The organism is Klebsiella sp. 2-CIP_Kleb. (genome assembly GCF_050378715.1).
GTDB lineage: Bacteria > Pseudomonadota > Gammaproteobacteria > Enterobacterales > Enterobacteriaceae > Klebsiella > Klebsiella quasipneumoniae.
Map to the genome: position 1 here is coordinate 74,083 of NZ_JBNRLG010000007.1, position 16,872 is coordinate 90,954.

General features: G+C 58.4%; 19 protein-coding genes, 1 pseudogene and 1 riboswitch. Of the genes and pseudogenes, 10 read left to right on the forward strand and 10 right to left on the reverse strand.

The window, feature by feature from the left end; all coding sequences use genetic code 11:
* Positions 1-19: 19 nt before the first annotated feature.
* Positions 20-415, reverse strand: a complete 396-nt coding sequence (locus ACQUTP_RS20420) for a YgiW/YdeI family stress tolerance OB fold protein (protein ID WP_062914447.1) — start codon at positions 413-415, stop codon at positions 20-22.
* A 150-nt stretch (positions 416-565) separates the two neighbouring features.
* Here ACQUTP_RS20420 and qseB point away from each other — a divergent pair, with 150 nt between their 5' ends.
* From qseB to ACQUTP_RS20440, 4 genes are all read left to right on the forward strand, one after another.
* Positions 566-1,225 (forward strand): quorum sensing response regulator transcription factor QseB, encoded by a 660-nt coding sequence (qseB, locus tag ACQUTP_RS20425; RefSeq protein ID WP_023319162.1) that lies wholly within the window; start codon positions 566-568, stop codon positions 1,223-1,225.
* On the forward strand, positions 1,222-2,571 hold the full coding sequence (gene qseC / locus ACQUTP_RS20430) for a quorum sensing histidine kinase QseC (protein ID WP_285755871.1): 1,350 nt from the start codon (positions 1,222-1,224) through the stop codon (positions 2,569-2,571). The genes qseB and qseC overlap by 4 nt, the downstream gene beginning before the upstream one ends.
* Before the next feature lie 106 nt (positions 2,572-2,677).
* Positions 2,678-3,259: an NAD(P)H-dependent oxidoreductase gene (locus ACQUTP_RS20435; protein ID WP_023291028.1), complete on the forward strand. Its 582-nt coding sequence runs from the start codon at positions 2,678-2,680 to the stop codon at positions 3,257-3,259.
* A gap of 81 nt (positions 3,260-3,340) precedes the next feature.
* A complete protein-coding gene (locus ACQUTP_RS20440) occupies positions 3,341-3,655 on the forward strand; it encodes a putative quinol monooxygenase (RefSeq protein WP_285755870.1) in 315 nt (104 codons plus the stop codon).
* A gap of 73 nt (positions 3,656-3,728) precedes the next feature.
* On the opposite strand, the gene parE is transcribed toward ACQUTP_RS20440, so the two are convergent.
* Genes parE through nudF form a run of 5 tightly spaced genes read right to left on the reverse strand, consistent with a single transcriptional unit; the run spans position 3,729 to position 8,133 of the window.
* Positions 3,729-5,624, reverse strand: a complete 1,896-nt coding sequence (parE, locus tag ACQUTP_RS20445) for a DNA topoisomerase IV subunit B (protein WP_004205235.1) — start codon at positions 5,622-5,624, stop codon at positions 3,729-3,731.
* A 30-nt stretch (positions 5,625-5,654) separates the two neighbouring features.
* Positions 5,655-6,230 carry an esterase YqiA gene (gene yqiA / locus ACQUTP_RS20450; RefSeq protein WP_004205236.1) on the reverse strand — a complete coding sequence of 192 codons (576 nt, stop codon included), beginning with the start codon at positions 6,228-6,230 and terminating at the stop codon, positions 5,655-5,657.
* Positions 6,230-7,057, reverse strand: coding sequence for a 3',5'-cyclic-AMP phosphodiesterase (gene cpdA / locus ACQUTP_RS20455; RefSeq protein WP_004205237.1), 828 nt, complete (start codon positions 7,055-7,057; stop codon positions 6,230-6,232). The genes yqiA and cpdA overlap by 1 nt, the downstream gene beginning before the upstream one ends.
* A gap of 24 nt (positions 7,058-7,081) precedes the next feature.
* The gene (locus ACQUTP_RS20460) at positions 7,082-7,504 is read right to left on the reverse strand and encodes a DUF1249 family protein (RefSeq protein WP_004205239.1); all 423 of its coding nucleotides are present in this window, start codon (positions 7,502-7,504) and stop codon (positions 7,082-7,084) included.
* On the reverse strand, positions 7,501-8,133 hold the full coding sequence (nudF, locus tag ACQUTP_RS20465) for an ADP-ribose diphosphatase (RefSeq protein ID WP_004205241.1): 633 nt from the start codon (positions 8,131-8,133) through the stop codon (positions 7,501-7,503). Before nudF ends, ACQUTP_RS20460 begins: the two co-directional genes overlap by 4 nt.
* Positions 8,134-8,329: 196 nt before the next feature.
* Between nudF and tolC the strand changes: the two genes are divergently transcribed.
* From tolC to ACQUTP_RS20480, 3 genes are all read left to right on the forward strand, one after another.
* The gene (gene tolC / locus ACQUTP_RS20470) at positions 8,330-9,790 is read left to right on the forward strand and encodes an outer membrane channel protein TolC (RefSeq protein WP_004205242.1); all 1,461 of its coding nucleotides are present in this window, start codon (positions 8,330-8,332) and stop codon (positions 9,788-9,790) included.
* Positions 9,791-9,957: 167 nt separating this feature from the next.
* Positions 9,958-10,629, forward strand: coding sequence for a DUF1190 family protein (locus tag ACQUTP_RS20475; RefSeq protein ID WP_002916849.1), 672 nt, complete (start codon positions 9,958-9,960; stop codon positions 10,627-10,629).
* Between the two features lie 5 nt (positions 10,630-10,634).
* A complete protein-coding gene (locus tag ACQUTP_RS20480) occupies positions 10,635-11,795 on the forward strand; it encodes a glutathionylspermidine synthase family protein (protein WP_017899748.1) in 1,161 nt (386 codons plus the stop codon).
* 44 nt (positions 11,796-11,839) lie between these two features.
* Here ACQUTP_RS20480 and ygiD read toward each other — a convergent pair whose 3' ends face one another.
* Positions 11,840-12,631, reverse strand: a complete 792-nt coding sequence (gene ygiD, locus ACQUTP_RS20485; RefSeq protein ID WP_004205244.1) for a 4,5-DOPA dioxygenase extradiol — start codon at positions 12,629-12,631, stop codon at positions 11,840-11,842.
* A 186-nt stretch (positions 12,632-12,817) separates the two neighbouring features.
* Between ygiD and zupT the strand changes: the two genes are divergently transcribed.
* Positions 12,818-13,588 carry a zinc transporter ZupT gene (gene zupT, locus ACQUTP_RS20490; RefSeq protein ID WP_017899746.1) on the forward strand — a complete coding sequence of 257 codons (771 nt, stop codon included), beginning with the start codon at positions 12,818-12,820 and terminating at the stop codon, positions 13,586-13,588.
* A gap of 63 nt (positions 13,589-13,651) precedes the next feature.
* Here zupT and ribB read toward each other — a convergent pair whose 3' ends face one another.
* Complete coding sequence (gene ribB / locus ACQUTP_RS20495) at positions 13,652-14,305, reverse strand: 3,4-dihydroxy-2-butanone-4-phosphate synthase (RefSeq protein WP_017899745.1); 654 nt, start codon at positions 14,303-14,305, stop codon at positions 13,652-13,654.
* A gap of 106 nt (positions 14,306-14,411) precedes the next feature.
* A riboswitch (FMN riboswitch) is annotated at positions 14,412-14,563 on the reverse strand.
* A 120-nt stretch (positions 14,564-14,683) separates the two neighbouring features.
* On the opposite strand from ribB, the gene ubiK reads away from it, so the two are divergent.
* Positions 14,684-14,956, forward strand: a complete 273-nt coding sequence (ubiK, locus tag ACQUTP_RS20500; protein WP_004174355.1) for a ubiquinone biosynthesis accessory factor UbiK — start codon at positions 14,684-14,686, stop codon at positions 14,954-14,956.
* Between the two features lie 34 nt (positions 14,957-14,990).
* Here the strand turns inward: ubiK and glgS are convergent, their stop codons facing one another.
* Positions 14,991-15,188 (reverse strand): cell surface composition regulator GlgS, encoded by a 198-nt coding sequence (glgS, locus tag ACQUTP_RS20505; protein ID WP_004205248.1) that lies wholly within the window; start codon positions 15,186-15,188, stop codon positions 14,991-14,993.
* Between glgS and ACQUTP_RS20510 the strand changes: the two are divergent.
* Positions 15,180-15,326: pseudogene (locus tag ACQUTP_RS20510) on the forward strand (hypothetical protein); the annotation flags it as partial. The gene glgS and the pseudogene ACQUTP_RS20510 overlap by 9 nt on opposite strands.
* Positions 15,327-15,406: 80 nt before the next feature.
* Here ACQUTP_RS20510 and hldE read toward each other — a convergent pair.
* Positions 15,407-16,840, reverse strand: coding sequence for a bifunctional D-glycero-beta-D-manno-heptose-7-phosphate kinase/D-glycero-beta-D-manno-heptose 1-phosphate adenylyltransferase HldE (gene hldE / locus ACQUTP_RS20515; protein ID WP_064187774.1), 1,434 nt, complete (start codon positions 16,838-16,840; stop codon positions 15,407-15,409).
* Positions 16,841-16,872 lie beyond the last annotated feature (32 nt).

Below are 16,872 nucleotides of genomic sequence, written 5' to 3' on the forward strand. Positions count from 1 at the left end.
GCGCTTATCTGACGGAGACTTATGGCGCGATTTTACGGATCTGTTTAACGTCGATTTCCACCGAGTTCCAGTCCTTATCGACTTCCCCCTGAATTTCTACCGTGTCCTGTGGGCCGACGGTGACGCCGTTCCAGCGTTTGTGGTCGATATCGACATTGATCACTCCGGTAGCATCCTGGAACTTATACAGATCGTCGGAAACGCGCTCGGTAATTTTGCCGCGCAGGGTCACCCAGGTATCGTCCCGCAGCGATTTGACATTGGTGACAGTGGTGACCGCGCCGCTCGGGCCGGTGAAGCCGCCGCCCTGGGTGGTAGTGGTAGTAGACGGTCCGGTGAATCCTCCCTGCCCGGCGGCCAGTACCGGCATGGAAACCAGGGCAATAATCGCGGTCATCGCAGCAATTTTTTTCATCTTATATTCTCCCTTTTGTGTTGGTATGGCTCCTATTACGCCCGACAAAACTTAACGACTTCTTAAGCGGAAAAAAGAAATTTTAATGCTGTACATCACCCGCTTCAACGCGGTTTACTGCGCAAAGAATCAGGATCGTCAGAGGGAAACATGCGCATATTATTGGTGGAAGATGACAAGTTAATCGGCGATGGCATCAAGGCCGGGCTGAGCAAAATGGGCTTCAGCATCGACTGGTTTACCGCCGGGCTGGAGGGCAAAAACGCCCTATACAGCGCCCCCTACGACGCGGCAATTCTTGATCTCACTCTTCCTGGCGTTGATGGCCTCGATATTCTGCGCGAGTGGCGCGACAAAGGCCGCCATGAACCGGTGCTGATCCTCACCGCCCGCGATGCGCTCAGCCAGCGGGTGGAGGGGCTGCGCCTGGGCGCCGATGATTATCTGTGCAAACCTTTCGCCCTGATTGAGGTAGCGGCCCGCCTCGAAGCATTGATCCGCCGTGCCCACGGCCAGAGCAGCAGCGAGTTGCGCCACGGCAAGGTACGCCTTGACCCGAACCGCTTAACCGCCAGCCTCGACGGCGAAAGCCTGACGCTGAAGCCGAAGGAGTTCGCCCTGCTGGAACTGCTGCTGCGTAACGCCGGGCGCGTGCTGCCGCGTAAGCTTATTGAAGAAAAGCTCTACAACTGGGACGACGAGGTCTCCAGCAACGCCGTGGAAGTTCACGTCCACCATCTGCGGCGCAAACTCGGCAGTGAATTTATCCGCACCGTCCACGGCATCGGCTATACCCTGGGTGACGCATGAAACGACTTGCCCGCCTGAGCCTGCGCCTGCGCCTGACGCTGCTGTTTGCCGTGCTGACCGCCGCCGCCTGGGGCGTGGCCAGCGTGATCGCCTGGCAGCAGACCAGTAAAAAGCTGGATAAGCTGTTTGATACCCAGCAGCTGCTGTTCGCCCGCCGCCTGAGCGCCATGCATTTCGATGAACTGCGCGCCCCGCCGGTATCGCTCGGGGAAAAGAAAAAGGTGCGCCACGGGCATATCGACGACGATGCGCTGGCGTTCGCCATCTTCACCCGCGACGGCAAAATGGTGCTTAACGACGGCGAGAACGGAGAGGATATACAGTGGCACTCGCAGCGTGAGGGCTTTAGCGATGGCTACCTGCGCGGCGATGATGACGAGTGGCGCTTCCTGTGGTTAACCACCGCCGATGGCCGCCACCGTATCGCCGTCGGCCAGGAGTGGGATTATCGCCGCGAAATGGCGATGGACATTGTTACCTCGCAGCTAACGCCGTGGATGATCGCCCTGCCGCTGATGTTCGTGCTGCTCATCGTGCTGTTAAGCCGCGAACTGGCGCCGTTGAAACATCTGGCGCGCATGCTGCGCCTGCGCGCGCCGGACTCGGCGGAATCGCTCAGCGTGGAGAAGATCCCCCCTGAAGTCCGCCCGCTGGTCGAGTCGCTGAATCAGCTGTTCCAGCGCACCCACGACGTCATGCTGCGCGAGCGTCGGTTTACCTCTGATGCCGCCCACGAGCTGCGCAGCCCGCTGGCGGCGCTGAAGGTGCAGACTGAAGTCGCCCAGCTCTCTCTGGACGATCCACAAGGGCGTGAGAAAGCCCTGGCTCAGCTCCATCAGGGGATCGATCGCGCCACCCGTCTGGTGGATCAGCTGCTGACGCTGTCGCGGCTGGACTCGCTCGCCCAGCTGGACGACGCGCAGCCGGTCGCCATCGACGATCTGCTGCAGTCGGCGGTAATGGAGATGTACCACCCGGCGCAGCAGGCCGGGATTGAGCTGCGCCTGCATCTTAATGTCTCTGGCATCTCCCGCACCGGCCAGCCGCTGCTCCTTAGCCTGCTGGTGCGCAATCTGCTGGATAACGCGGTGCGCTACAGCCCGCGCGGCAGTCAGGTCGATATCACCCTCAACGCCCGCGAGTTTCGGGTACGCGATAACGGCCCCGGCATCAGCCCGCAGGCGCTGGCGCGCATCGGCGAGCGTTTCTACCGCCCGCCGGGTCAGGATCCTACGGGCAGCGGCCTGGGCTTGTCGATCGTCCGGCGCATCGCCTCGCTGCACGGCATGCGCGTCGAGTTTGCCAATGCCCGCGACGGCGGCTTCGAAGCCCGCGTTGGCTGGTAGCGATATTATTGCTCATTTAGCAAAAGACTTTGCACATTTTGCTCATTTTACTGCCCCGCTTCGCGGGGTAAGATCGTCGGCAAATTTTCAAGATTGAGGACAAATGATGAGCAACATCCTGATTATCAATGGCGCAAAAAAATTCGCGCACTCGAATGGCCAGCTGAACGACACCCTGACCGAGGTCGCGGAGAGTTATCTGCGCGACGCCGGACACGATGTTAAAAGCGTTCGCGCCGACAGCGAGTACGACGTAAAAGCCGAAGTGCAGAATTTCCTCTGGGCCGATGTGGTGATCTGGCAGATGCCGGGCTGGTGGATGGGCGCCCCGTGGACGGTGAAAAAATATATGGATGACGTCTTTACCGAAGGCCACGGCTCACTGTACGCCAGCGACGGCCGTACCCGCTCCGACGCCAGCAAAAAATATGGCTCCGGCGGCCTGGTGCAAGGGAAAAAATATATGCTCTCCCTGACCTGGAACGCGCCGATGGAAGCCTTCACCGACGAAGAACAGTTCTTCCACGGCGTCGGCGTTGACGGCGTTTACCTGCCGTTCCATAAAGCCAACCAGTTCCTGGGTATGGAGGCGCTGCCAACCTTTATCGCCAACGACGTGATTAAAATGCCTGATGTCCCACGCTATATCGCAGAATATCGCAAGCATCTGGCGGAAATTTTTGGTTAACTAGGGGTCTATGCTCTACATATTTCGAGTTATTCGAACCTGGAGTATGACAAGATCCACACAGAAGGAGTTGAGTTAACCATGTTAACAGTGATTGCAGAAATCCGTACCCGCCCGGGCCAGCACCACCGCCAGGCGGTTCTCGATCAGTTCGCGAAAATTATTCCGACCGTTTTGCAGGAAGCCGGCTGCCACGGCTATGCGCCCATGGTGGATCATGCCGCTGGCGTCAGCTTCCAGACCACCGCTCCTGACTCTATCGTCATGGTGGAACAGTGGGAAAGCGTCGCGCATCTTGAAGCGCACCTGCAGACCCCGCACATGAAAGCCTGGTCGGAAGCGGTCAAAGGCGATGTGCTGGAGACCACCATCCGTATCCTGCAGGCCGGCGCCTAAGCCCGCCGACGCTGAAACGGAATAAGAAAAGGGAGCCTGAGGCTCCCTTTTACGTCTGGTGCAGCGTGCGGTCTTACACTTCCAGGTCCGCCATATCGCCCTTCTCCTGCAGCCAGTTGCGACGGTCTTCAGAACGCTTCTTGGCCAACAGCATATCCATCATCGCCGTGGTCTGCTGCTCATCCTCATCGCTGATCACCAGCTGCACCAGGCGGCGGGTATTTGGGTCTAGGGTGGTTTCCCGCAGCTGCATCGGGTTCATCTCGCCGAGACCTTTAAAGCGCTGGACGTTTGGCTTGCCTTTCTTGCGCTTCAGCTGCTCCAGCACGCCGGTTTTTTCTTCTTCCGTTAGCGCGTAGTAAACCTCTTTGCCGAGGTCGATACGGTACAGCGGCGGCAGCGCCACGTAGACGTGCCCCTCTTTCACCAGAGTACGGAAGTGTCTCACGAACAGCGCGCACAGCAGCGTGGCAATGTGCAGGCCATCGGAGTCCGCATCCGCCAGAATACAAATTTTGCCGTAGCGCAGCTGGCTTAAATCATCGCTATCCGGGTCAATACCAATCGCCACCGAAATGTCGTGCACTTCTTGCGAAGCTAACACTTCATCGGAAGAGACTTCCCAGGTATTAAGGATCTTGCCTTTCAGCGGCATGATCGCCTGATATTCACGATCGCGCGCCTGCTTGGCTGACCCGCCCGCCGAGTCCCCTTCGACGAGGAACAGTTCGGTACGGTTCAGATCCTGGGCGGTGCAGTCGGCCAGCTTACCCGGCAGCGCCGGACCGCTGGTCAGCTTTTTGCGCACCACTTTCTTGGCGGCGCGCAGACGACGCTGGGCGCTGGAGATGGCCATCTCCGCCAGCAGCTCCGCAGCCTGCACGTTCTGGTTCAGCCACAGGCTGAAGGCGTCTTTCACCACGCCGGAGACGAACGCCGCGCACTGACGCGACGACAGGCGCTCTTTGGTTTGCCCGGCGAACTGCGGATCCTGCATCTTCACCGACAGCACGTAGGCGCAGCGATCCCAGATATCTTCCGCCGACAGTTTCACCCCGCGCGGCAGAATATTACGGTACTCGCAGAACTCACGCATCGCGTCCAGCAGCCCCTGGCGCAGGCCGTTGACGTGCGTCCCGCCCTGCATGGTCGGGATCAGGTTGACATAACTCTCGGTCAGCAGCTCGCCGCCTTCCGGCAGCCACAGCAGCGCCCAGTCCACCGCCTCCGTCTCACCGGAGAAGGTGCCGACGAAGGGTTTTTCCGGCAGCAGCGGCAGGCCGTTCACCGCTTCGCTAAGGTAGTCGTTAAGGCCATCGGCATAGCACCAGCTCTGCTCGCTGTTGTTGACCTGATCGCGGAAAACAATTTCCACGCCCGGGCACAGCACCGCTTTCGCTTTTAACAAGTGGGTCAAACGCGAAACGGAGAAGCGCGGGCTATCGAAGAAGCTTTCGTCAGGCCAGAAATGGACGCTGGTCCCGGTGTTGCGTTTACCGCAGGTGCCGGTGACGTGCAGGTCTTCTACTTTCTCACCATTCTCAAAGGCGATGCTGTAGACCTGACCGTCGCGACGCACGTTGACCTCCACGCGTTTAGACAGGGCGTTGACCACCGAAATCCCCACCCCGTGCAGGCCGCCGGAAAACTGGTAGTTTTTGTTGGAAAACTTACCGCCCGCGTGCAGTCGGCAGAGGATCAGCTCAACCGCCGGCACCCCCTCTTCCGGATGAATGTCGACCGGCATCCCGCGCCCGTCGTCAATCACCTCGAGGGACTGGTCGGCGTGAAGGATCACTTCCACGCGTTTGGCGTGGCCTGCCAGCGCTTCGTCCACACTGTTATCAATCACTTCCTGACCAAGATGGTTAGGACGGGTGGTGTCGGTATACATGCCCGGACGGCGGCGCACCGGCTCTAGCCCGGTGAGTACCTCAATGGCATCAGCGTTATATGAAGATTGCGTCATGGTGTGTATTCGTAGGTCGTTCAGGGCCGTTTAGCGCAGGCCGAGAAATTCGATAATCTGAGTGAAATGATCGTCAAAGCCGACAAATGCGTGATTACCGCCCTCCTCCACCGTCTGCCGGCAGGAGGCGTAGTAATGAACGGCCTGGCGGTAATCAAGCACTTCATCCCCGGTCTGCTGCAGCAGCCAGAGTAAATCCGGCGCTTCGAGCGGGTCGATTTGCATGACTTTGAGATCGTAAATATGGCGAGACTCTAGCACATATTGTTGCCCGGTGTACGGATTCTCATTGTGGCCGAGAAAATTGTTCAGCAGCTCAAACGGCCGCACCGCCGGGTTAACCACGACCGCTGGCAGCATAAAGCATTGCGACAGCCAGGTGGCGTAGTAGCCGCCCAGCGACGACCCTACGACCCCCAGCGGCTCGCCGCCGTGCTCCAGCACGATGGACTCCAGCAGCTCCGCCGTTTCCGCCGGGTAAGGCGGCAGCTCAGGCACCACCATGGCGATCTCAGGATAGTGCTGCGCCAGCCAGGTCTTTAACGCCGTCGCCTTCGCCGAGCGCGGGGAACTGTTAAAGCCGTGCAGATAAAGAAGCGTCGCCATCAGTAGCCTTCTGAAGCAATATCCGGATGAAACGCCGCGCCTTCCAGGCGGCACACTTCGGTGGTCAGCGTTCCGTCAGGGTGAAGCTCCAGCCAGCGCCAGCCCGGCGACACCGTATCGAGGGTGAAATTGGCGCAGTGCGGCTTGAACTGAACGCAGGTCGACGGCGTCGCCATCATACGTCGGCCATTCCAGTCGAGATCCAGTTCCTGATGAATATGGCCGCACAGCAGATGCTTCACCCGCGGCCAGGCGCTCAGCGCGCTGTCCAGCGCGCCGGCGTTGCGCAGACTGTGTTGATCCAGCCAGCTGCAGCCGGCCGGCAGCGGATGATGATGCAGCAGAAGTAAGGTATAACGCTCCGGCGCCTCCGCCAGCTTATGTTCGAGCCATTCCAGCTGGAAGTCGCTCAGCTCGCCATGGGGAACGCCAAACACCTGGCTGTCCAGCAGCAGGATCTGCCAGTGGTCGCCGAGAAACACGCGCTTGGCGGGGGAAATACCCGACTCCTGCAGGGTGCTGTACATCGCCGGCTGGAAATCATGGTTGCCCGGTAGCCAGACGCAGGGTGCAGCAAAACTCGCGATGCCCTCAGCAAAATGCTGGTAGGCCGCGGAGGAGTGATCCTGCGCCAGATCGCCTGTTGCGACAATCAAATCGCATGGACGCTGTGAGGCATGAATGGCCGACAGTACGGCCTGATAGCTTTCCCAGGTATTGATGCCTAACAACGTTTCATGTTTTTCAGCAAACAGGTGAGTATCAGTAATTTGTAAGATCCTGACTCTGGCCTCACCAGCCAGAGGTAGGTTTAACAGGCTTTCCAAATGGTGTCCTTAGGTTTAACGACGCTAACAAACCGGAATCGCCATCGCTCCATGTGCTAAACAGTAACGCAGCCAGTCGGCCAGAAACTGGTTAATTTGATGCTTTTCGTCGCGTTGATGCAACTTTTTATTAGGATAATCATATCGCGCTTTGAAGCGAAAGATCTGCTGACTCGAACACACTTCGGCCACCATGGCGTCATGGTAGAGGCGAACGGTCATGGATGGCAGACTCCAGTAGCTCACCGCTGGCAGAGTCTGCTCTATCGCCACCAGAGTAGTGTAGCGGGTTGATTCCGTTATCGTTAACCGATATTGCGCGCTTCCCACCTGATAGCTCACCTTCTCACCCGCTGCATCCGTTCGCGGCAACAGGCGGCGCAACTGGGCGAAATTGGTCTCGCACAGGCGCATCATCTCAGGGAAGTCAGGTGTATAACGCTTCATTTTGTCCACTCGTTTCGTAAATTGTGATAATGCAATTGCAGCCATTGCAAGGCGATGACAGAGGCTGCGTTGTCGATTTTCCCCTCTTCTACCCACTGGTAAGCCTGCTCCCGGCTTACCACATGCACCCGAATATCCTCATTTTCCTCGGCCAGGCCGTGAATGCCTTTTGCCGTCGATGCATCAACTTCGCCCACCAGGATCGATAACCGTTCACTGGTGCCGCCAGGACTGGCCAGATAGCTTAATATTGGTTTCGTCCGCCCAACTTCAAGCCCGGCCTCTTCCAGCGCTTCCCGACGGGCGACATCTTCCACCGTCTCACCCGCCTCGATCATGCCGGCGACCATTTCCAGCAGCCACGGGCTCTCGCTGGTATCATAGGCGGCGATACGGATTTGTTCGACCAGCACCACTTCGTCCCGCACCGGGTCAAAGGGTAGCAAGACGGCGGCATGCCCGCGCTCAAAAATTTCACGGGTGACTTCGCCGCTCATGCCGCCGTTAAACAGGCGGTGGCGAAAACGGTATAAATCGAGTGAAAAAAAACCACGATACAGCGTTTCGCGTGCAATAATTTCTACATCATTTTTGGAGAAGGTAATTCCCTGGTGGATGGGTTTGCTCATTGTTATGTCCTGCTAATCCGAAATGAGGGATTTCCAGACCGTTTGGCTACCGTTTTACGGTCCGTATGTTAGATTGGTGCAAATTACCGCCGGATGGCACGTAACGCCAACTTTTTACGGCGGCAGAATCGATACAATCAGCGGAATTTTTCTTAGAATTAGACCAGCGCTAAATGCTTCACAACAAGGAATGCAAATGAAGAAATTGCTCCCCATTCTTATCGGCCTGAGCCTGACCGGGTTCAGCGCCATGAGCCAGGCGGAAAACCTGCTTCAGGTTTACCAGCAGGCGCGCATCAGCAACCCCGATCTGCGTAAATCGGCAGCCGATCGTGACGCCGCATTCGAAAAGATCAACGAAGCGCGCAGTCCATTACTGCCTCAGCTCGGGCTGGGAGCGGATTATACCTATACCAGCGGCTTCCGTGATTATAAAGACCAGAATTCTAACGTCACCAGCGGCTCGCTGCAGTTAACGCAGGTTCTGTTTGATATGTCGAAATGGCGCGCCCTGACGCTGCAGGAAAAAGCGGCAGGCATTCAGGATGTCACGTATCAGACCGATCAGCAAACGCTGATTCTGAATACCGCGACGGCCTATTTCAAAGTGCTGGCCGCCATCGATACGCTCTCTTATACCGAAGCGCAGAAACAGGCTATTTACCGTCAGTTGGATCAAACCACCCAGCGCTTTAACGTCGGTCTGGTGGCGATCACCGACGTGCAGAACGCCCGCTCACAATACGACGCCGTGCTGGCGAACGAAGTGACCGCACGTAACGATCTCGACAACGCCGTGGAAGAGCTGCGCCAGGTTACCGGCAACTACTACCCGGAGCTGGCCTCCCTGAACGTAGACGGCTTCAAAACCAGCAAACCGCAGGCGGTGAACGCCCTGCTGAAGGAAGCGGAGAACCGCAACCTGTCGCTGCTGCAGGCGCGTCTGAATCAGGACCTGGCCCGCGAGCAGATTCGCCAGGCGCAGGACGGCCATTTGCCGACCCTGGATTTAAACGCCTCGTCTGGCGTTTCCAACAACCGCTACAGCGGCTCAAAAAGCATCTCGCAAGATGCTGATATCGGTCAGAATAAAATCGGCCTGAGCTTCTCCCTGCCGCTGTACCAGGGCGGGATGGTTAACTCGCAGGTCAAACAGGCGCAGTACAATTTCGTCGGCGCCAGCGAGCAACTGGAAAGCGCTCACCGCAGCGTGGTCCAGACCGTGCGTTCTTCGTTTAACAACGTGAATGCCTCTATCAGCAGCATCAACGCCTACAAACAGGCGGTGGTCTCTGCGCAAAGCTCCCTGGATGCGATGGAAGCTGGCTATTCGGTGGGTACCCGTACTATCGTTGACGTCCTCGACGCCACCACCACGCTGTACAACGCCAAACAGCAGCTCTCTAATGCGCGCTACAACTACCTGATCAACGAGCTGAACATCAAGTCGGCGTTAGGTACGCTGAACGAGCAGGATCTGATCGCCCTGAACAACACCTTGGGCAAACCGATCTCGACCTCTGCCGACAGCGTCGCGCCGGAGAATCCGCAGCAGGATGCCACTGCCGATGGTTACGGCAACACGACTGCGGCTATGAAGCCGGCGTCCGCACGGACGACGACCCATAGCAGCGGCAGCAATCCGTTCCGTCAGTAATTTTCATACTGTGACGCGCATCGCCTGTCCGTCGGACAGGCGATGCGTTAAACGTAAGGCAACGTAAAGATCCCCCGCTTATCGCCCCTCTTCGCTTCATTTTCCACCACTCATCCTCTATCCTGAGCGTTAACACACGCCATACCACTGGGTCCTGGAAGACAAATATGAAACGGACAAAAAATATTAATCATTCGTCGTTCCGCAAAAGCTGGAGCGCACGCCACCTGACGCCGGTCGCCCTGGCCGTCACCGCGGTCTTTATGCTTGCCGGTTGTGAAAAAAGCGACGAAACGGTCTCGCTGTACCAGAACGCCGATGACTGCTCCGCCGCCAACCCGGGCAAAGCAGCCGAATGCACCACGGCCTACACCAACGCGGTGAAAGAGGCAGAGCGCACCGCGCCGAAATATGCCACCCGCGAAGACTGCGTCGCCGAGTTTGGCGAAGGTCAGTGCCAGCAAACGCCTGCCCAGGCGGGCGTCGCCCCGGAAAACCAGGCCCAGGCGCAAAGCAGCGGCAGCTTCTGGATGCCGCTGATGGCCGGCTACATGATGGGCCGCCTGATGGGCGGCGGCATGGCGCAACAGCAGCCGCTGTTCAGCTCCAAAAACCCTGCCAGCCCGGCCTACGGTCAGTACACTGACGCCAGCGGTAAGAGCTATGGCGCCGCCCAGCCGGGCCGCACCATGAACGTGCCGAAAACCGCGATGGCGCCGAAACCGGCAACCACCACGACCGTCACCCGCGGGGGCTTCGGCGAGTCGGTGGCGAAGCAGTCGACTATGCAGCGTAGCGCCGCAGGCTCAACCTCTTCTTCTCGCTCAATGGGCGGCTAAGCAACATGGAAAGAGTCAGCATTACCGAGCGCCCGGACTGGCGCGAGAAAGCGACCGAATACGGCTTCAACTTCCACACCATGTACGGCGAGCCCTACTGGAGCGAAGAGGCTTATTACAAGCTGAGCCTCGCCCAGGTGGAAAAGCTGGAGGAGGTCACCGCCGAGCTGCATCAGATGTGTCTTCAGGTGGTGGAAAAAGTGATCGCCAGCGATGAGCTGATGGCCAAATTCCGCATCCCTAAACACACCTGGGGCTTTGTGCGCCAGTCGTGGAAAACCAACCAGCCGTCACTCTACTCACGTCTCGACCTGGCCTGGGATGGCGTCGGCGAGCCGAAGCTGCTGGAGAACAATGCCGACACGCCGACCTCGCTGTATGAAGCGGCCTTCTTCCAGTGGATCTGGCTGGAAGACCAGCTCAACGCCGGCAAGCTGCCGGCGGGCAGCGACCAGTTCAATAGCCTGCAGGAGAAGCTGATCGATCGCTTCGGTGAGCTGCGCGAGCAGTTTGGCTTCCAGCTGCTGCATATGGCCTGCTGCCGCGATACCGTTGAAGATCGCGGCACCGTGCAATATCTGCAGGACTGCGCCGCCGAGGCGGGGCTGGCGACGGAATTCCTCTACATCGAAGATATTGGACTGGGTGAAAAAGGCCAGTTTACCGATCTCCAGGATCAGGTGATTGGCAACCTGTTCAAGCTCTATCCGTGGGAGTTTATGCTGCGGGAGATGTTCTCCACCAAGCTGGAAGACGCCGGCGTTCGCTGGCTGGAGCCGGCGTGGAAGAGCATCATCTCCAACAAAGCGCTGCTGCCGATGCTGTGGGAAATGTTCCCCAATCACCCAAATCTGCTGGCGGCTTACTTCAGCGAAGATGCCCATCCGGAGATGGAGAAGTACGTCATTAAGCCGATCTTCTCTCGCGAAGGCGCCAACGTGTCGATCGTTGAACAGGGCAAGGTGGTGGAGTCGGTGGAAGGTCCATATGGGGAAGAAGGCACTATCGTGCAGGAATTTTACCCGCTGCCGAAGTTTGGTGACAGCTACACGCTGATTGGCAGTTGGCTCATCAACGATCAGCCCGCCGGGATCGGCATTCGTGAAGACCGGGCGCTGATTACCCAGGATCTGTCGCGTTTCTATCCGCACATTTTCGTCGAATAATGCCGCGCTCCGGCGACGATACCGCCGCCGGAGCACAATTTTTATCAGGCGCCAACCACCACCGACAGCATACTCAGCGAGCCCATCTCGATGCCATCGACCGGGGTCGAAATCGCCTCAACGCCATCCCATGCCCCCAGCACGTATAACAGCGGCAGGAAATGCTCCGCCGTTGGGTTGGAGAGCGAGCCCCCTTCGTGTGCCAGGTAGTTAACCAGCGGGTGCTGATCGTCCGGGCCCTGCCACTGCAGATTCGCCTTCACGTAGTTGTTGAAGGACTCCGCCCACGGATACGGCGTGTTCTCGCCATGCCAGCGGGCGGTACGCAGGTTGTGCACCACGTTGCCGCTGGCCACCAGCATAATCCCTTCATCACGCAGCGAGGCCAGCTTGCGCCCCATTTCGAGATGCCAGGCCGGCGGTTTGGTGCTGTCGATGCTCAGCTGAACCATCGGGATATCCGCCTGCGGATACATCTTGATCAGCACGCCCCACGAGCCATGGTCAAATCCCCAGGCTTCTTTATCGAGAGTGACCGGCACCGGCGAGAGCAGCTCCACCAGCCGTTGCGCCAGCGCCGGGGAGCCCGGCGCCGGGTAATGGGTGTCATACAGCGCCTGCGGGAAACCGCCGAAGTCGTGAATGGTCTTCGGGGCCTCCATCGCCGTCACGCCCGTACCGCGCGTGAACCAGTGCGCAGAGACCACCACGATCGCTTTCGGACGCGGCAGGGTTTCGCCCAGGTGAGCCCAGGCGCGGGTATAGCGGTTGTCTTCCAGCACGTTCATTGGGCTGCCATGGCCGAGAAACAACGCGGGCATTCGGGTACGGGACATGATGATATCCTTAGGGTGTCAATGTGATGTGCTCACATTACGCGCTTTTGCGCCAGGATAAACTCAGATAACCATGATGATGATCGTCAGAAAATTTGAATGTAATTCGCGGTAAAGGGAGCTGTCCCGTACGCGCATCCTCAGGCAATATACTCCTATGCACTTATTTTCGCAGGGAGAGAAGCGATGTCATCACCCTTAATATTGACGCTGTTAGCCGGTAGCGCAACCTTTATAGGCGCCATTTTCGGCGTGATTGGCCAGAAACCCTCTAACCGCCTGCTGGGCTTCTCCCTCGGCTTTGCCGCCGGGATCATGCTGTTGATTTCGTTGATGGAAATGCTGCCTGCCGCGCTGGCCGCCGAGGACATGTCGCCGCTGCTCGGCTACGGAATGTTTGTTTTCGGCCTGCTGGGCTACTTTGGTCTCGATCGCCTGCTGCCGCATGCCCACCCGCAGGATTTGATGACCCCTGCCGCGCCGCGCCCGCGCAATTTACGCCGCACCGCCATTCTGCTGACGTTGGGTATCAGCCTGCATAACTTTCCGGAAGGGATCGCCACCTATGTCACGGCCAGCAACAACCTCGAGCTTGGCATGGGAGTGGCGCTTGCCGTCGCCCTGCACAATATTCCTGAAGGATTGGCCGTTGCCGGGCCGGTATATGCCGCCACCGGATCGCGCAGTAAGGCGGTGCTCTGGGCCGGTCTTTCCGGCATGGCGGAGATTTTGGGCGGCGTGCTGGCGTGGCTGATTCTGGGTAGCCTGGTCTCGCCGATGGTCATGGGCGCAATCATGGCCGCCGTCGCCGGGATTATGGTGGCGCTGTCGGTCGATGAACTGATGCCGCTGGCGAAAGAGATCGATCCGCAAAGCAACCCGAGCTATGGCGTCCTGTGCGGGATGTCGGTGATGGGGCTGAGTCTGGTGGTGCTCCAGACGATGGGCATCGGTTAAGGCACAGAAACAAAACAGCCCACTAATAAGCGGGCTGTTTTCACTGGGGTTGTGAGCCGCTGATTAGCTGGCTTTACGCTCATGTTCGCGACGATAGGCCACCAGATCTTCAATCGTGACCACCGCCATATTGTGCTGCTGAGCGAACGCGATGCACTCCGGCGCGCGCGCCATGGTGCCATCGTCATTGGTCAGCTCGCACAGCACGCCTGCCGGTTTGAAGCCAGCGAGGGTCACGAGGTCAATAGTGGCTTCGGTGTGGCCGCCGCGGGTCAGTACGCCGCCCGGCTGCGCCCGCAGCGGGAAAACGTGGCCAGGACGGTTGAGATCGGAAGGTTTCGCTCCGTCGGCAATCGCCGCGCGGACGGTGGTCACGCGGTCAGCAGCGGAAACGCCGGTGGTCACGCCTTCCGCCGCTTCGATGGTGACGGTAAAGCCGGTGCCGTAGGCGCTGGTGTTGTTCTCCACCATCATCGGCAGATCCAGCTGTTTGCGGCGATCTTCGGTCAGGCACAGGCACACAATGCCGCTGCCGTGACGAATGGTCAGCGCCATCTGCTCTACGGTCATGGTTTCGGCGGCGAAGATCATATCGCCTTCGTTTTCACGGTCTTCATCGTCAAGCACCATCACGCCGCGGCCTTCGCGCAGAGCGTCCAAAGCGTGTTCCACACGTTCAAAAGCGGTACCAAAAGAAGAAAGGAGCGTCTGATTCATGGTAAAAAAAACCTCATTAAAATTATGGTTACCAGAATCAGGGCAGTCTTAGGAGCGCCGGTTTAGCGGCAAAAGTCAACGCGAGCGGGCCTGGGCCCGACTGTGCCGTTACTCTCTCCCATCCGGACTTTAACCGTCGGCCCCGGAATTACACCGGATCTGCTGACCTTCCCGTAGTCACGGGAAGCGCTCGCGGGCTTTCAACGCCATGGTTGATTTACCGCCGGTGGGGAATTTCGCCCCGCCCTGAGAATAAGCGAGATAACTATAACGCTATTGACTATCCTCGGCAATGCATAAGCTTCAAACATTTCTGGTTTATAGGCGGCCTGGTTCGCACTACAATGATCAATCATCCGACCCGAGCAGGAAACCACCATGATTGACCCGAAAAAAATTGAACAAATCGCCCGCCAGGTCCATGAGTCGATGCCAAAAGGACTTCGCGATCTGGGTGAGGATGTTGAAAAGAAAATCCGCCAGGCGCTGCAGTCGCAGCTGACCCGTCTGGACCTGGTCAGCCGCGAAGAGTTTGACGTGCAGACTCAGGTTCTGCTGCGGACCCGCGAAAAACTGGCGCTGCTGGAACAGCGCCTGAATGACCTCGAAAACCGCCCGGCGACGACGCCTGGCAGCGAAGAGCAGCAGTAAAAAAACGGGCCCTCAGGGGCCCGTTTGCGTTGGCTTAGTGTGCGGCTTCCGCCGGGCTGTTCACCTGACGACAGTACAGTTCATAGCGCTGGCAAAACCATTCACGATGTTCTTCATCCATATTGCCGACAATGGCCTGAAGATCAACTGGCTGGCCCTGGGCGTGCATTCTGGCGAAACTCCGTGCCAAAAAATCAAAATTCTTCATTGAATACATGTCGTTATGGTTCATGCGCATACTCCTTCAGCGGTGGATGTTCTGATCAGTCATATGCCTTTTACTCACTTCAGTATTTACGCTTACCTTAACGCCATTTGTACGAAAAATGCGCTTAATATGATTATTTATTGCGCCAAATCATTTTCCACATCATTAAATAAAAACGGCCCGCGATATCGCTATCGCAGGCCGTGATGCCGCACCGTTATGGCGGGGGAATAGCGAAACGGTTATTTTTCGCTATCTTTTTGTATTTTCTTAATAATGTTGGTGGTTGAGCAACCATCTTCAAAGTTGAGCACCAGCACTTCGCCACCGTTCGCCCAGACCTCTTCACTGCCGGCGATCTGCTCCGGTTTGTAGTCGCCGCCTTTCACCAGCAGATCCGGCAGGATCCCGGCAATCAGGCGCTGCGGTGTATCTTCTTCGAAGGAGACCACCCAGTCGACCGCCTCCAGCGCCCCCAGCACGATCATCCGCTGCTCCAGCGGGTTTACCGGGCGGGTTTCGCCTTTCAGTCGTTTGGTGGAGGCATCGCTGTTGACCGCCACGATCAGACGGTCGCCCAGTTTGCGCGCATTCGCCAGATAGGAGACATGGCCGGCGTGCAGAATGTCGAAGACGCCGTTGGTCATGACCACTTTCTCGCCGCGCTTGCGCGCCGCCGCAACCGCCTGTTTGAGTTCTTCTTCGCTCATCACGCCAAAGCCGGTCTCAGCCCGGCCGCGGACCGCGTTTTCCAGCTCGACAGGGGAAACGGTGGATGTACCCAGCTTACCGACCACCACGCCCGCCGCGGCGTTAGCGAAATAGCAGGCCTCTTCCAGGGTGTTGCCGGAGGCCAGGGTCGCCGCCAGCACGCCAATCACCGTGTCGCCGGCGCCGGTGACATCGTACACTTCCTGAGCCTGGGTCGGCATATGCAGCGGCGGACGCCCCGGCTGCAGCAGCGTCATCCCCTGCTCAGAGCGCGTCACCAGCAGCGCTGACAGTTCGAATTCGGCGATAAGCTTCATGCCGCGCTCAACGATCTCCGCTTCATCCTGGCACTTGCCCACCACCGCTTCAAACTCAGAGAGGTTCGGGGTGAGCAGCGTTGCGCCGCGATAGCGTTCGAAATCGGTACCTTTCGGATCGATCAGCACCGGCACGCCTGCTTCACGGGCGAGCTTGATCATCGTCTGGACGCTGGTCAGCGCCCCTTTGGCGTAATCCGAGAGAACCAGCGCGCCAATGGCGCCCAGCGCCTGCTGAATGCGCTCGTGCATCGGCTGCGGATCAACGCCGGAGAAGCCCTCCTCAAAGTCGAGGCGGATCAGCTGCTGGTTGCGCGACAGCACCCGCAGCTTGGTGATGGTCGGGTGAGTCGGGACGGAGACGAAGTCGCACTTCACATTGACGTTGGCCAGCGCCTGGCTCAGCGCGCGAGCGGCGTCATCAATCCCGGTCAATCCCACCAGGCGCGACGTTGCCCCCAGGGAGGCGATGTTCATCGCTACGTTTGCCGCGCCGCCAGGACGTTCTTCGATATTTTCCACCTTCACCACCGGCACCGGGGCTTCCGGGGAAATACGACTGGTGGGGCCGTACCAGTAGCGGTCCAGCATCACATCACCCACCACCAACACTCCTGCACGTTCAAACTCCGGCAGCGTTACTTTCATGACTCTCTCCTGCGAGACGCAAACTTTGCGCG